This window comes from Nostoc sp., from assembly GCF_036919575.1.
In the GTDB taxonomy this organism is placed as follows: Bacteria; Cyanobacteriota; Cyanobacteriia; order Cyanobacteriales; family Nostocaceae; genus Nostoc.
Genome location: NZ_JBALBY010000036.1, coordinates 1 through 14,069, shown reverse-complemented (window position 1 = coordinate 14,069; position 14,069 = coordinate 1). Strand labels below are relative to the sequence as shown.

The following is a 14,069-nucleotide window of genomic DNA, read 5'->3' as shown; positions in this document are numbered from 1 at the left end:
GATTAAATCCTAATAAGAGACAATGTTATCAACAAGGACAGAGAGCTATGAGGCTTATCTTGTCTGCATCATAGCCATTTCTGTCGCCCCGTCAGTATCCAGGGATACGGAAGCAAACAAAGCACTTGGATTCACCCAGAAATCGCCATTGATTTAGCTCGATGGGTTTCTGTCGAATTCCGCATCTGGGCTAACAGAACTTTAATGAAAGTGATGCTCTCAACCCAAGTAGAGCCAGTAAAACAGCAAGAACCAACACATTCATTAGCCCCGTCCCACGAAGCCGCACAGTTGGCAATGATGTTGGGGGAATTTGCTGGACTAGAAAAATCCCTCACCGCCCAGTTAGCAGTTAATGCCGCCACCAGAGTCAACCCCGCACTTAAGCCAGCAGCAGATGAACTTAAGACTGCGATCGCTCAACGAATGTTGCAGAAGACGCATTTCTCAACCCAACACAAATTGGCGAGGTAGTGGGAATGTCTGCACGGGCTGTTAACCACTGCTTACTAAATTCTGGACTGCAATACAGAACAAATGACAAGAAAATTCCCTATCGTCCTACTGAATCAGGCAAGCAATGGGGGCGGATGGTTCCCGCAGTCGCCAAGTCTTCAAACCAAACTGTTTTTCAACTGCGGTGGTTGCCCGAAATAGTAAAAGTCATCTCTCAATAATTCCCTACGTAACTCAACAACAATTATGAATACTCTACGAAAAACCTTGGCAGAAAAATATGGTCTTGTTGCTGATATTATGCACGACGATTATTTTTTTGTTCAACTACCAGAAAACGAAGATCATTCACTCAAGTTTAAGATGAGTAATTTACCAGAGTGTATTCGGGTTGAACTTGCAGAATGTTTTGCTGGTAGCGTTATTGCAGCTTGGGAAGTCCCGTTATTTTTACTTCCTCAAGTGTTACAGCAAGCCCATGATTTTGTTGTTGAGTATTGGGAGCAAGTATCTCAAGAAAAATGAAGTCTTCTCCATCAACCAAAACTAACAGCAATTCCTTCATTTACACATTCAATAGTAGTAAAAAACTATCATGCAACAACTCAATTTATTTGCTGAATCAGCCCCAGTTTTACCTATTACCTACTATCCCGATTTCTTGGGAACTGAAGCAGCCAACTCACTCTACCAACACTGTCTACAACTGGAGTGGCAGCAAAATCAAATCAGGATGCTGGGTAAAACAATGCCCGTTCCCCGCCTTGAGTGCATTTATGGTGATGCCGGATGTGATTACCTTTATTCCAACAGCGTGTTTTTAAAACCCCTGACTTGGACAGACAATCTGGCTAACTTGCGGGACAGAATCACCGCTTTAACTGGCTACAAGTTCCGCATCGTCATCGGCAATCAATACCGCAGTGGGCAGGACAGCATCGGCTGGCATTCCGACAACGAACCATTGATGGGATTCAACCCAGCGATTGCATCAGTCAGCCTGGGGTCATGTCGCAAATTTCAAATTAAACCGAGAAATGGCAGACCAACAGATTTCTGGCTGGAACACGGGAGCCTGTTTGTGATGCACCCCGGTTGTCAGTCCACACATCTGCATCAAGTTCCCAAGACCAACAAAGTGGTTAGCACACGTATTAATCTCACGTTTCGACCGCACACCGGAGGAGGCAGATAACGCCTTCTTCTTGTTCGCCTTCATAGCAATTCGATTCATTTTCAGTAATTAAAAGTAATTCAAAAGGAGTTAAATCATGGGAGAAGCAAAACGCCGTCGTCAATTAGATCCCAACTACGGAACAACTCAACTTCCTGATGAATTCGCTCTGATTTTTGATGATTTTGTCAACAAACAAATTGACATTGCAATCATCTCCAAACAAGATTTAACTCAGCCTTGGTCACAAAGATTTGCCTATCTCAAGCCAGAAGGCACAGTATTAGTTACACCTCAGTACGTCAGTATTCCTATATCACCTTCTCAAAACTTTGCAAGGGCAATCTTTCTGGAATATCAGCTTCAGATCATGGCTTCGATCACTCCACGAATACAACAACGTGGTTGGATTAGTCAAATTAACAATTCAAAAACCTGCGATATCAGCATCGTCTATGCTCCAGAAACTACAGATAATCTCAATTGTCTGGAAACGCAAGTTTTCACGAGAACATTCGGGAAGATGGTTGGTGTTTTGATGAGAAATGCTCTGCAATACTTTTGTTTTCAAAGAGACAATCTTTTGATTCCGGTTGTTGCAATGCCGGCCAGTGAGTCCGACCCATATTACTTATTTTGCCTCTGAAAAATTGAAGAGTAAAGGCTAACAAAACTTTTACTCTGACTGACTCTTTAATCTTTCATCTGCTTAAAAGCTTTAACGGCGGCACAGACTCAAGTGCCGCTCCATCTTCATGCGTCAAAAATTTAGAGGAAATACGGTCATGCTTCGTATAAATGAAACCGATTCTCAAGCCAAGCACTTACAAGAGTGGCTCAGTAGCGGGGTTGACGAAGAAATCTTTCATCTAAATGTCAAATCGCTCTACGGCACAACACCTTACGAATATCTTCTCTACAGTCCCAAAATCTCCCGTCGCAACGATGGACGATTGCGCGATCGCGATTTTAAAAAGTACCAGCACATTGAACTAGGCGGCTGGTGGTGCAATGGCGTTGACCCACTCAACAACTACGTCCTGATGATGTGGGGCTGCTTCAAACCCGACCATCCCAGACGTGACCGCCAAAAGATCCACAAATTCATCAAATACGAACACCCATTCAGAGAAGAGACACGCGCTTTCTTCCTTTTAGTACCGAATCGCATCTGGGTGAAAGTGTCCAATCGTAGTGGTATCCCCATAACCGAAGAAGATTTACAGCACCCTGGTGGTTTCTGGCATTGGGTCTGGCGGCACAATGTACCAGTGACAATTGTTGAAGGTGTCAAGAAAGCGGGGGCATTACTGACTGCTGGTTATGCAGCGATCGCAATTCCGGGAGTAAACGCTGGATACCGCACCCCCCAAGATGAGTACGGTACTGCCATCGGTAAACCATCCCTGATTCCCGACTTGAAACATTTTGCAACACAGGGGAGACAGGTTAACATCTGCTTTGACCAGGACAACAAGCCCGAAACTGTACAGCGAGTCAGAACTGCTATCAGTCGCATGGGACGGCTGCTGGTAAATGAGGGTTGTTCGCTGCGAGTGATTGATTTACCTTTTGGCCAAGAGAAAGGTGTGGATGATTTTATCGTCGCCAAAGGAAAAGAAGCATTTGACGCACTGTATAATACAGCCGTTGAACTCCAATTGTGGGAGATTAAGCTGTTTACTCTGTTGACTTACCCGCCAGCGATCGCTCTTAATCAACGTTTTTTGGGTCATCTTCTCGTTCCAGAGGGTGAAAAACTGATTATCCTCAAAGCTCCCAAAGGCTCTGGTAAAACCCAATGGTTGTCTACTGAGGTGGCGAAGGCGCATGATCAAGGGAGACGGGTATTAATTATAACCCATCGCATCCAATTAGGTGAGGCATTGTGTAATCGGTTTGGTGTTAACTATGTTACCGAAGTACACACGAATGAAACAGGCACATTATTAGGATATGGTGTATGTGTTGATTCACTGCATCAAGATAGCCAAGCGCGATTCAACCCCAACGACTGGTCAAATGATGTGATAATCATTGATGAATGTGACCAAGTTTTCTGGCATCTGCTTAACTCTGGTACGGAGGTGCAAAAGCGGCGTGTCTCTATTCTCAAAAATCTTAAATCTTTAATTCAGAATGTTCTCGGTAGTGAGCATGGGAAGATTTATTTATCTTCTGCTGACGTGTCAGATACAGATGTAAAATACGTTCTTTCAATGGCTGGAGAATATCGAGTTAATCCTTTCGTTATCGTCAACAATTATCGCCACGTCGCCGGAAACTGTTACAACTATTCTGGCAACAACCCCAAGAATTTGATTGCAGCATTGGACAAAGCCATTGCCAAAGGTGGGCATCATTTATTATGCTGTTCTGCTCAAAAGGCAAAGTCCAAATGGGGAACGCAAGCTCTGGAAGAACGGTTCCGTCGCAAATTCCCACATCTGCGGATTCTGCGAATTGACAGCGAATCCGTTGCTGACCCCTCTCATGCGGCTTTCGGCTGTATCGCTCACCTGAACGAAATTCTTACCCAGTACGATTTGGTTATCGCTTCTCCAAGTTTAGAAACTGGCGTATCCATCGACATTCAAGGACATTTCAGCGCTGTTTGGGGGATTTTTCAGGGTGTGCAGCCGGTTAACTCTGTACGGCAGATGTTGGCGCGGCTGAGGGAAACAGTTGACCGTCATATCTGGGTGAGAGAGTGGGGCATGGGAGTTGTGGGCAATGGTTCCACATCCATAGGGGGATTATTGCGGAGTCAACACGTCACAACACAAGCGAACATTGCGCTATTGTCGGCGGCGGATAATGACGATTACAGCTTTGTTGACCAAAATTTTCAGCCCGAATCCCTACAGACTTGGGGTAAGCGTGGTTCTGTCATCAACGTTGAGATGCGGCGCTATCGGGAATCGGTGCTTGCGGGTTTGGTCGAAGATGGCTACACCGTTATCGATGCTGACGATGCCGACGATGATGAGAGTGGGGCAGTAATTGAGTCGGTTAAAGCGGCATCTGTTGAATTGTATGCTGCTGAATGTCAGGCGATCGCGGATTCTCCAACCATCTCTGATGCCGAACTTAAGAAGCTGCAAGACACAAGGGCGAAAACCAAAACCGAACGACACCAGCAACGCAAGGCTGAATTGTCCCGTCGCTACGAAGTTGACGTAACCCCTGATTTGGTCGAGAAAGATGACGATGGGTGGTATCCTCAACTGCGGATGCACTATTATTTGACACTGGGGCGAGAGTTTCTGAACAACCGTGATGCTAAACGGGCTAAGGCGCAGTTAGAGGCTGGGCAGAATTCGATTTGGAAACCAGATTTTAACAAGGGGCAGATGTTGTCGTCGGTACTGTTGTTAGAAGAACTGAATCTGTTGCAGTTGCTTACGCCTGGGGAACGGTTACGCTCTTCTGACGAGGCAATGCAGGAGTTGAAGAAGGCGGCGATGAAGAATCGGTATCTCATCAAAACTTGTTTAAACGTCACCATTTCGGAAAAATTTACTCCCATAGCGATCGCACAGAAACTACTTGCCAAGATTGATTTGAAGTTGGATTATGTTGGTCGGTTGGGTAAGCGTGAAAATCGGGAGTGCGTTTATCGGTTTGTTGCCCCTGATGATCAGCGTGATTCGATTTTTGGGCAGTGGTTAAATCGGGATGAAGCAACTAAAAGTGAGTCGGTGTCAGTCACGAATAATATAGAGTTACAAACACAAGTGACTGGCACAACCTCCCAAATATTAGAAGAGGTAGTTTCCAATCCCCAAGGACAAGCCTGGAAAGGGCTGAAACTGAAATTGCAGCAAGGTTTGGACAGTATTGGCTCTTCCTACAGCGAGTTAATCTCCAAGGTAGGCGAGGCTGTTGGCGTTGCTGATGGTGAGCCTTACTGGAATGGGTATTTGGGGCAGTGGCAAGTTTGGGTTAACTTTGCTCCCAGCTGTACGTCTGTGGTGTGCGATTGGTTGGTGGGGGTGTAGAGATCGAATAGACCGTCGCAGACATTGCCCTGACCAAATTCTCCCTACCTTATTTAATAAAAGGATTTTGAATTTTTAGTTCAGCAATCCCTTGAAAATCATTAGCATTTCTTGTAACCAAAAATGCGTCTTTATGTAGTGCAGTAGCAGCAATAATTGCATCAGGAAGCTTAATTTTATACTGTCGTTTCAATTGGATTGTCTGCTCTTCAATCTCCCTTAACAAGGGAACTGAGTAAAACTGGGATAGTAAATCTCTGATCGCTTGCTCTTCTTCTTTCTCTAAGCCTGCAAAACTTAATAATTCTATGTGGATAATCGGTGAGATCAGAACTTCGTGCAAATTGAGAAATTCTTCTGTAAAAAATGAATTAACTGCTGGTTCATCCGCAAGATAATAAATAAAAATATTTGTATCATATACGTATCTCATGCGTCCCACTCCTGACGTACAGCATCTAAATGAGCCAGCATGGCTTCTTTTTTATGCTTTAAAAGCCCTTTAGCTTGAGAAACTTTTTTATAGTTTTTTTCCCAATCTAACAGCATTGATTCTGGTATATCTACTGTAATTGAATCTTCATCTTGATATATAAGATAATGTTTTGGTATTTTAATTATTGGCACAGTTAGATTCTCTTTTTTCTCAGATTTATTGGTTTGATTATAACGGATTTGTTTTAATTCTTATCAAACTTGATGACTGTCAATATAACCGTTTAAGTCAGCAAACCCGTGTCCGTACATAAAACTGTGGTCTTGTGGTTCATTGTAGGTTGCTCCACCGGCGGCAAGTGCTTCTGAGCAACCATCGCATCAACTTTTTCTCGGCTTGATGAAGAAAAACATACAAGCACCTTATCCCTAAAGAGAGACTGAAGCTTTTGCCAAAAACTCATCTAGGCAGTCAAAAGTGGAGTTCCACCCTTCGATCACACCCATCTGTTCATGCTTACGCCGATCCTCAATAGACTCATGCATAATCTGGAGCGTGAGTTTGGTATTGCTATCTAAATCCTCGAAAATGGCTGTTACAACCATTCCCTTTGGTAAATCAGCATTTACGACTTTTTCAAAGCCTTCATCAAATTCATCACTGGTAACAATCCTCTCAAAGGGTACGATTTCGCGAAAAACACCTTTGGCCGGGTACTCCCTGCCGTCTGGCCCAGTCATCACGTAGCGCCATTTCCCGCCTGGACGCAGATCCATCTCAATCACACGGGTTGTGAAACCAATGGGACCCCACCACTGCGCTATGTGTTTGGGATCAGTCCATGCCTGGAACACAAGGGAGCGCGGCGCTTTCAAGACGCGGGTGATCACGATCTCACGTTGAGATTGAGCATCAGTGTCATCCTCAATGTTACTCATCTTGTTTCTCCTGAGTTTGTAATTCGTGCAGGTAATCATCAAGCTGATCAAGCCTCTGTTCCCATAATTGGCGATATTGCTCAATCCAATCCGCCGCCTCTTTAAGCGGCTGTGCTTGAATCTGGCATGGTCGCCATTGAGCTTCGCGACCTCGCACAATCAGTCCGGCACGCTCTAGTACCTTTATATGTTTGGAGATTGCAGGAAGACTCATCTTAAAAGGCTTGGCTAACTCACTTACCGATGCCTCACCCTTGGCGAGGTGAGCCAGAATTGCACGCCGCGTAGGATCGGCTAGGGCAGCAAAGGTAAGGCTCAGTTGTTCGTTAGACATTTTTATTTAACCTAATGGTTAATTAACTACTAGGTTAAATGTACTATTGAATCATGTCAAGCCCCCACTTAAGGGAAATCCAAGAAATAAAATGCCCGTTTGGGCAATATAGTTGTACTGCGTAACACTTAGTGCTTCACCATACAAACTTTGCGTGGTGGTGAGCAGAGGGACAGGGGTACAAAGGGGCAGGGGTGAATGGCACTAATAAAAGCGTAAATCCCTAGTATTCCTGGATGAAAGGTGTAGAGAATTAAGAAGATGTTGTAGTATGTAATATATTCGCATTTTAGTGTCTTAAATACTACATCTAATACCCTACCTCCAACATCCTGCCCTCACTGTCTTTTACAAAATGATTTTGGTACGCACAATGCCAAAGTTATTGTTCTTGTTGCCATAAATAAAGACATTGATAGCCATAGTAAATGACTACTATGGAAATACATTGCTGTAATTGCTGATGGAATAAAACCAATTACAGTGGCTTTCAGCATAGCTTGACGAAGTGTATGACCTTGAGTCAATCCTAGAAAATAACCGTCTAGCGCATAAGCGACTGAGCCAAAACCTAAAACTGGTAACAACCAAGGAATATAAGAACGTAAATTATTGATAATTTCAGTATGATTGGTCAGCAATCTTAACAGTGATTCTGGGGCAAAAATAAATGCAGTAGCAAACATTAATCCGATAACCAAGCTACTGACTACAGAAGTTTGCAATAGTTGTTTTAAAGAAGTAATATTTCCACTACCTTGATAAATTCCAGCCAAGCTCTCAGTCGCGAATGCCAAGCCATCAATGAAATATGCTGCCAAGCTCACCACTTGCATCAGCAGGGTATTTGCCGCCAGAATTTCAGTTCCTAACATAGAACTCAGGTTGCTAAACATCGCCATTGTCGAAATTAAAGCAAAAGTCCGAATAATAATTTCTCCATTCAGCATTAAAGCTGATTTTAAAGCAGACAGGTCAAATAGTTCCCCAATTAAAGCTTGTATTTGTTTAAATGAAATTGTTTGACAATATAGCAAAATACCTACCATCAGCATGAGATACTGACTAGTGGCTGTCGCTAACCCAGCTCCTCTACTTGACCATCCCCACTGAACAATAAATAGATAATCTAGTAGTACATTTGCACAATTGCTAATAGCTGAAAGCAACAACACTTTACTACTTTGTGCTTGTCCAAGAAACCAACCAATCAAGACAAAGTTAATCAATGTTGCTGGGGCACCCCATACTAAAGCATTATAGAAATCGACTCCAGAACTTTTAACTTCTGGTGTAGCACTTAGAATCGCAAACCCTAATATTTGTAAAGGTTGTTGAAATATCAGGATAGCGAGTCCTAATATCAATGCTAAAATTCCATGCTGTAAACCAATCAGTACTGCCGATTGGTTATCTTTACGCCCTATAGCCTGTGCAACCATTCCAGTTGTACCCATGCGTAAGAAACCGAATGTCCAATAAATATAATTGAATAAAATTGTTGCTAGTGCCACACCTGCTAAATGACGAATCTCCGTTAAATGCCCTAAAAACATTACATCTATTAGTCCTGCCAACGGAACCATTAGATTTGAAAGAACATTTACAGATGCAAGTTTGAGAAAATGGCGGATGAATACTGAACGTTGAGCAAAGATAGACAAAATTACTAAATCCCTTGACCCGTGCTAGAAATTGTAATTTAGAAATAACAACACTAACTAATACCAATTCCCGAAAATCCTGATACATATAGATTTCTCGTAAGGGCATGGCATTGCCCATTGGTGTCAACTTAAGCAAAAAGTGAGCATCAGATGTAATCTAAGAATATCAAGAGACATGTTCTTAGTGATACATCATGCCGAGGAAAAGACCAGCTAGAATTGGCAACCCAGACCTGCGGCAACAAAAACATATACCAGCGCCGCCAATTGAGGAAATCGAGAAACAGATATTTTCATTGCTATCGCCTGCAAGCTTCAAACCCCTAAAATCTTATGAACAAAAACAAGAACAAGAGGCAGAACAAAAGAAAAAATGGCGAGACAGAATATTGACTCTGCCAGTGATGATGGCGATCGTTGTCAGTTTAGTGTATCGGCAGATTCCTGGCTTAAGAGAAGTACATTGAGTATTGTCACAAGAGGGATTGTTATGGGTGGGGCAAATGGAAGTAAGTGCCCAAGCAGTTTCAAAAAGATTGCGAACATTACCAATCGAATTATTTGCACAAATTTTTGAGCAAGTAATGGCAAAAATCAGCAGCCAACCAAAAAATCAGGCAATACCAGGAAACTGGCAGCCAGTATGCTCCCAATTCACAGCCATCTGGATTGCCGACGGTTCAACGCTAGAAGCACTCAGAAGAAAGCTCAAAGCACTGCAAGAACAAGAAAAAACACTCTTCTGCAAAATTATGATGGTGGTGGAAGCCTTTAGCCATCGCCCAGTCACAACCTGGTATACAACCAACAGCAAAGCTAATGATAAAACCTGGTGTGATCAATTACTAGAACGCTTACCAGTTGGTGGATTACTGATTTTCGATTTAGGATTTTTCAAATTTCCTTGGTTTGATGCATTTACAGCATCTGATAAGTTTTTCGTGACACGACTACGAGAAAAAACTTCTTACAAGGTGATTCGTTGTTTGACTAATGCCCCATTCTACCGTGATGAAATTATTGACATGGGAGAATACCGTTCTAACCCAAGAAGCGTTCAGTTCGCTTAGTTTCTGTGTTGTGGGGTTCAACTTGGTACTACTACCTGACAAATGTACTCGACCCACAAATATTATCTGCACAGCAGGTCTGTGAATTATATCGCAGGCGTTGGCGTGTTGAAGACGCATTTTTGCTCACAAAACGACTTTTGGGTTTGGCTTATATCTGGGTTGGTGATACCAATGGTGTACAAATTCAAATCTTTGCCACTTGGATTTTTTATGCTGTTCTCAATCAATTATGTATTGATGTAGCGTTCGCGAAGCGTGTGCGAAGCACTCTCGCATTGAATCAGCCCTTAGAGCGAATTTCTACGGAAATGGTCTTTCGTAGTTTATACCATTTTTCCCAAGCTGTTCTACGTAGTGATGCCCGTGAGGTTGTTCCTTATCTTGTGGAACGTCAAAAGCTGTTTGGACTAGTCAAAACCAGGCGTAAGCGTCATAGAGAGATTGACGCTTACACCCAACAAATATGGGCTTTAGCCCCTTAAGTTGACACCAATGGGCATTGCCATGCCCCTACCAACGTATTTGTATCGTCATTAAAGTGAAATGGTATAAGCTGTTCCAATAAGCTGTTCCACATTTAAATTGTATATACTGGGCAGGCAGGATGCTTACCCCCAAGAGTTACAGCACTTCCGGCAGCTATGAGGTACATCCTCAAAGCTGAAAGCTATGCTAGGAGAGGGGCAATGAGAAAAACTGTATTGCATAATAGCGGGAAGCGCTGTATTGATTCGGAAAAATGAAAGTAGACGGCAACGGACAAGGCAAGATTTTAACCCAAGAGGAACTAAAGCGATTATCGGGAAAGGCAGAGGGCAGGAGGCAGAAGGCAGAAGGGAATTCTGCTTCCTGTCAAGAAGCCCGTGACCGGACCGAACTTGGGTTTAAGACCCCCACTGAACTCTTGTTCAGTGGCTCCAAGTCAGGAGGGGTTTGAATCCCCAACTGAGGTGATCCTTCTGCCCTCTGCCCTCTGCCTTCTGCCTTCTTCAACAAGCGTTTATTTACTGCTAATCCTAATCGACCAAGTTATGCAGATCGTCTGTCTGCAAATTTGACGAGTCAGGAATTAGAGATTATTAAAAGTTTATTTACTCGTTACTTACTCAACCAATCCGTTAATTGGTCAAGCACTGTGGCATTTTTCCTCCTTAGCGGATGAATATTTTCTACTTCCCAAATCACAGTCATTTATAATGATGATTTCAAGGATGCAATTACCTTTTAAATAAGTCGGAAGTTGGAAGCGATGCCCTTCGGCAACGCTTGGGGTAATGTGCTACTTTGTGATAAAACTTACTTGCGACTGCGAAAGAGCAACTTGTTTTAATAGTCATTGTCAGCCACAGAAATCCCTTTACATTTAATCCCGTTCGTAGCGGTACGCTGACAGTGAGAACATAGAACTTTTTCGTTTTCTGTTTCTTGATTTATACTGCTACTTGTCGTTAAAAAGTCTTTTTCGGTCTGAAGTTTTACAGTCATATATTTTTTGTGTTTGAAACATATGCAGATGATTGAAGAAGGCAGAAGGCAGAGGGCAGAGGGCAGAAGGTTCAATTTAGAAGGGGATTCAACACCGTACTTAATTGAGGCCACCAAATTGAAAATTTGGTGGGGGTCTTAAACCCTTGTTCCCTTCGGTCACGAGCAGAGGACACGAGTCAGAATTCCCTTCTGCCTTCTGCCTCCTGCCCTCTGCCTTTCCCGATAAAAGTGCTGTTATTGATGGGAACTATCGATATTTACTAGGACGTGAGTGGAATACAAAGAATCCACAAATCACTTTTGTGATGCTTAACCCAAGTACGGCAGATGCTGACAAAGATGATCCTACCCTCCGTAAATGTATCAAGTTTGCAAATTCCTGGGGTTATGGTTCCTTGGAAGTAGTAAATCTGTTTGCCTTCCGTGCTACAAAACCATGTGATATGACTCAAGCAGATGATCCTATAGGTTTAAATAATAACTTTTATCTTCAAACAGCTACAGAGCGTGCTGAGTTAATCATCCTAGCATGGGGTATACATGCTCCCTTTCTAAATCGAGATAAAGCAGTATTGCATCTAATTTCTAGCAAACAAACTCTTTACTGTCTAGGTCGGACGAAAGCTGGACATCCACTTCACCCCTTATGGTTGAGTAATAGTACACAACCAGTTATTTTTTATAGTTACAACTAGCAGATCAGATCAAACATAATGAACTTACTCAATCAAACACTGAAGGATTATCTCTATCTAAAGGTTCAATTAGCGTAAGTAATTTAGGCACTGGTTCAGCTGGGAACGTAGATATTGATGCAAATATAGTTTCTCTGAAGAATAATTCTTCCATTACTGCTGCAACCGCATTGGCAGACGGAGGTAATATTTTTATAAATGGGAGGCAAGTACAATTACTTGACAGCATTATCAGTGCTAGTGCCAGTAATCCGCAGGTGGCTTATCGTCTTTTAGGTATCGACTTCCCCTACAGCCTTGCCCCAACTGGTACTGGCAACCGTGGCAACATCAATATCAACACAATATTCCTAACTGCCTCAAAAAATGGCCGCATTACAGCTGATGCTTTCAAAGGAAGAGGCGGCAATATCAACATCAATGCCCTCGGATTCTTTTTTTCTCCTGATAGCATAATTACAGCTAGTTCAGAATTCGGATTGAATGGTAATGTTCAGATCAACACCTTGGTTAATAATCCTGGGATCAATAAGGCTGCACCAGAAGTAATTCCAATAACTCCTGAAATAACCCCAGTTTGTCAGGCACCAGCAGGCACAGAAGTAAGTAGTTTTCGAGTTAGTAGTACTCGCAATCTCCAATCTCAGCCTAACAACCTGATGTCTAACAATGTTGAGCAAAGCAACTCTGTTCTCGTTCCAGCTTTTAATAATTCACATAATCCTAAATCGTTAACAAGTAACCAACCCACACAAATCATAGAAGCCAACGTTTTGATTCGAGATTCTCAAGGTAATTTAGTTTTGACGACAGACCAAGCAAATCCAACCGCGGATTTTGGGTCAGTTAAATGAATCGGAAACAGTTCTACAAGAAACATTAACGCTAGCAAAACTTGTATCTTCATCAAAGATTAGTGGTGTTTATCTGTCTCTGGGTAATATTGAACAGACAATTTATCAGCAATTGCAAGATAAATATTCTTGGATAGAGGAACCACTTTTTAGAGAGCAGATTGCTAATATTATTCCACAAAAGGCGCAAAAATCACTCTTGTATTACCAAATACTGGAAAACATACCAAATATCTCGAAATCAGCTAAACTACAAGCTCAGTTGAATCATTTGACTTTACTGATAAGTTGGGAAAAATGGCTAAGTCATCAACCAAATCAAGCAAACCTCCATACTCAAGTTAATCAACAAATTCGAGTATTGGTGAATCAAATAGATGAAAATTATTCTGCCTTTTTGGAGTTATCACCTGAGCCATCTATTCATGCTCGGTTGAATTTTGCTAGTAACCTCAGCCAGATTCCAGATGAACAATTGAAATCAGTAGCGATTCGATATGCTAAATTAGCCTTGAAAATGGCTGAAACTATTAATAGTACCCAATGGTTATCCTATAGTTTTGGTACTTTGGGTAAATTATCAACTCAAACAGAACAAAAAAAGGCATATTTTAACAAGGCTTTAGGATTCGCTCAATCAATTCGGGCTTCGGATATCGCCTACCAATGGCAGCAGCAGTTAGGACTAATTTACCAAAAGCAGGGAAAAACTGAGTTAGCGATTCAGAACTATAATGCTGCGATCGCAAACATGACTCAGGTGCGTGATAGTCTTTTGTCAACTAACGGAGATTTGCAGTTCTCTTTTCAGTCAGAAATGGAGCCGACCTATCGTAATTATATGCGATTGCTCTTAACACTGGAGTTTAGACTAGGCAACAAGAAAAGACTCAGCAACGCTGAGTTGAAAAGAAACAGATTTCAGATATGAAAATCTATAGTATTAAGCAGAT

Annotated in this window: 14 protein-coding genes and 2 pseudogenes; 11 read left to right on the top strand and 5 right to left on the bottom strand. The window is 42.4% G+C overall.

Going from position 1 to position 14,069, the window contains the following annotated elements:
- Positions 1 to 63 precede the first annotated feature (63 nt).
- The 7 genes and pseudogenes from V7K27_RS11520 to V7K27_RS11490 form a co-directional block, all read left to right on the top strand.
- A pseudogene (locus tag V7K27_RS11520) lies at positions 64 to 153 on the top strand (hypothetical protein); the annotation flags it as partial.
- A gap of 57 nt (positions 154 to 210) precedes the next feature.
- Positions 211 to 474, top strand: coding sequence for a hypothetical protein (locus V7K27_RS11515; protein WP_334947210.1), 264 nt, complete (start codon positions 211 to 213; stop codon positions 472 to 474).
- A gap of 5 nt (positions 475 to 479) precedes the next feature.
- Positions 480 to 677, top strand: a complete 198-nt coding sequence (locus V7K27_RS11510) for a hypothetical protein (RefSeq protein ID WP_334947208.1) — start codon at positions 480 to 482, stop codon at positions 675 to 677.
- Between the two features lie 25 nt (positions 678 to 702).
- A complete protein-coding gene (locus V7K27_RS11505) occupies positions 703 to 981 on the top strand; it encodes a hypothetical protein (RefSeq protein WP_334947206.1) in 279 nt (92 codons plus the stop codon).
- Positions 982 to 1,051: 70 nt separating this feature from the next.
- Positions 1,052 to 1,651 (top strand): alpha-ketoglutarate-dependent dioxygenase AlkB family protein, encoded by a 600-nt coding sequence (locus tag V7K27_RS11500; RefSeq protein WP_334947204.1) that lies wholly within the window; start codon positions 1,052 to 1,054, stop codon positions 1,649 to 1,651.
- 76 nt (positions 1,652 to 1,727) lie between these two features.
- Positions 1,728 to 2,276 (top strand): hypothetical protein, encoded by a 549-nt coding sequence (locus V7K27_RS11495; protein ID WP_334947202.1) that lies wholly within the window; start codon positions 1,728 to 1,730, stop codon positions 2,274 to 2,276.
- A 139-nt stretch (positions 2,277 to 2,415) separates the two neighbouring features.
- On the top strand, positions 2,416 to 5,631 hold the full coding sequence (locus tag V7K27_RS11490; protein WP_334947201.1) for a plasmid replication protein, CyRepA1 family: 3,216 nt from the start codon (positions 2,416 to 2,418) through the stop codon (positions 5,629 to 5,631).
- A gap of 49 nt (positions 5,632 to 5,680) precedes the next feature.
- Here V7K27_RS11490 and V7K27_RS11485 read toward each other — a convergent pair whose 3' ends face one another.
- From V7K27_RS11485 to gntT, 5 genes are all read right to left on the bottom strand, one after another.
- Complete coding sequence (locus tag V7K27_RS11485) at positions 5,681 to 6,064, bottom strand: type II toxin-antitoxin system VapC family toxin (protein WP_334947199.1); 384 nt, start codon at positions 6,062 to 6,064, stop codon at positions 5,681 to 5,683.
- Positions 6,061 to 6,258: a hypothetical protein gene (locus V7K27_RS11480; protein WP_334947197.1), complete on the bottom strand. Its 198-nt coding sequence runs from the start codon at positions 6,256 to 6,258 to the stop codon at positions 6,061 to 6,063. The genes V7K27_RS11485 and V7K27_RS11480 overlap by 4 nt, the downstream gene beginning before the upstream one ends.
- Before the next feature lie 237 nt (positions 6,259 to 6,495).
- Positions 6,496 to 7,005, bottom strand: coding sequence for an SRPBCC domain-containing protein (locus tag V7K27_RS11475; protein WP_334947195.1), 510 nt, complete (start codon positions 7,003 to 7,005; stop codon positions 6,496 to 6,498).
- Positions 6,998 to 7,339: an ArsR/SmtB family transcription factor gene (locus V7K27_RS11470; protein ID WP_334947193.1), complete on the bottom strand. Its 342-nt coding sequence runs from the start codon at positions 7,337 to 7,339 to the stop codon at positions 6,998 to 7,000. The genes V7K27_RS11475 and V7K27_RS11470 overlap by 8 nt, the downstream gene beginning before the upstream one ends.
- Before the next feature lie 338 nt (positions 7,340 to 7,677).
- Positions 7,678 to 9,003, bottom strand: a complete 1,326-nt coding sequence (gntT, locus tag V7K27_RS11465; protein ID WP_334947191.1) for a guanitoxin biosynthesis MATE family efflux transporter GntT — start codon at positions 9,001 to 9,003, stop codon at positions 7,678 to 7,680.
- 197 nt (positions 9,004 to 9,200) lie between these two features.
- Between gntT and V7K27_RS11460 the strand changes: the two are divergent.
- The 4 genes and pseudogenes from V7K27_RS11460 (at position 9,201) to V7K27_RS11445 (ending at position 14,047) form a co-directional block, all read left to right on the top strand.
- Positions 9,201 to 10,561 (top strand): annotated as a pseudogene (locus tag V7K27_RS11460) (IS4 family transposase).
- Between the two features lie 1,209 nt (positions 10,562 to 11,770).
- A complete protein-coding gene (locus V7K27_RS11455) occupies positions 11,771 to 12,262 on the top strand; it encodes a DUF1643 domain-containing protein (protein ID WP_334947212.1) in 492 nt (163 codons plus the stop codon).
- Between the two features lie 170 nt (positions 12,263 to 12,432).
- Complete coding sequence (locus V7K27_RS11450) at positions 12,433 to 13,116, top strand: hypothetical protein (RefSeq protein ID WP_334947189.1); 684 nt, start codon at positions 12,433 to 12,435, stop codon at positions 13,114 to 13,116.
- Positions 13,100 to 14,047 (top strand): hypothetical protein, encoded by a 948-nt coding sequence (locus tag V7K27_RS11445; protein WP_334947187.1) that lies wholly within the window; start codon positions 13,100 to 13,102, stop codon positions 14,045 to 14,047. The genes V7K27_RS11450 and V7K27_RS11445 overlap by 17 nt, the downstream gene beginning before the upstream one ends.
- Positions 14,048 to 14,069: the final 22 nt, after the last annotated feature.

What these genes read in the sequence shown, in the direction of transcription:
- V7K27_RS11500 (WP_334947204.1), top strand. Translation starts at nt 1,052, where the DNA reads ATGCAACAACTCAATTTATTTGCTGAATCAGCCCCAGTTTTACCTATT.
- V7K27_RS11490 (WP_334947201.1), top strand. Translation starts at nt 2,416, where the DNA reads ATGCTTCGTATAAATGAAACCGATTCTCAAGCCAAGCACTTACAAGAG.
- V7K27_RS11510 (WP_334947208.1), top strand. Translation starts at nt 480, where the DNA reads ATGTCTGCACGGGCTGTTAACCACTGCTTACTAAATTCTGGACTGCAA.
- V7K27_RS11485 (WP_334947199.1), bottom strand. Translation starts at nt 6,064, where the DNA reads ATGAGATACGTATATGATACAAATATTTTTATTTATTATCTTGCGGAT.
- V7K27_RS11470 (WP_334947193.1), bottom strand. Translation starts at nt 7,339, where the DNA reads ATGTCTAACGAACAACTGAGCCTTACCTTTGCTGCCCTAGCCGATCCT.
- V7K27_RS11495 (WP_334947202.1), top strand. Translation starts at nt 1,728, where the DNA reads ATGGGAGAAGCAAAACGCCGTCGTCAATTAGATCCCAACTACGGAACA.
- V7K27_RS11505 (WP_334947206.1), top strand. Translation starts at nt 703, where the DNA reads ATGAATACTCTACGAAAAACCTTGGCAGAAAAATATGGTCTTGTTGCT.
- V7K27_RS11475 (WP_334947195.1), bottom strand. Translation starts at nt 7,005, where the DNA reads ATGAGTAACATTGAGGATGACACTGATGCTCAATCTCAACGTGAGATC.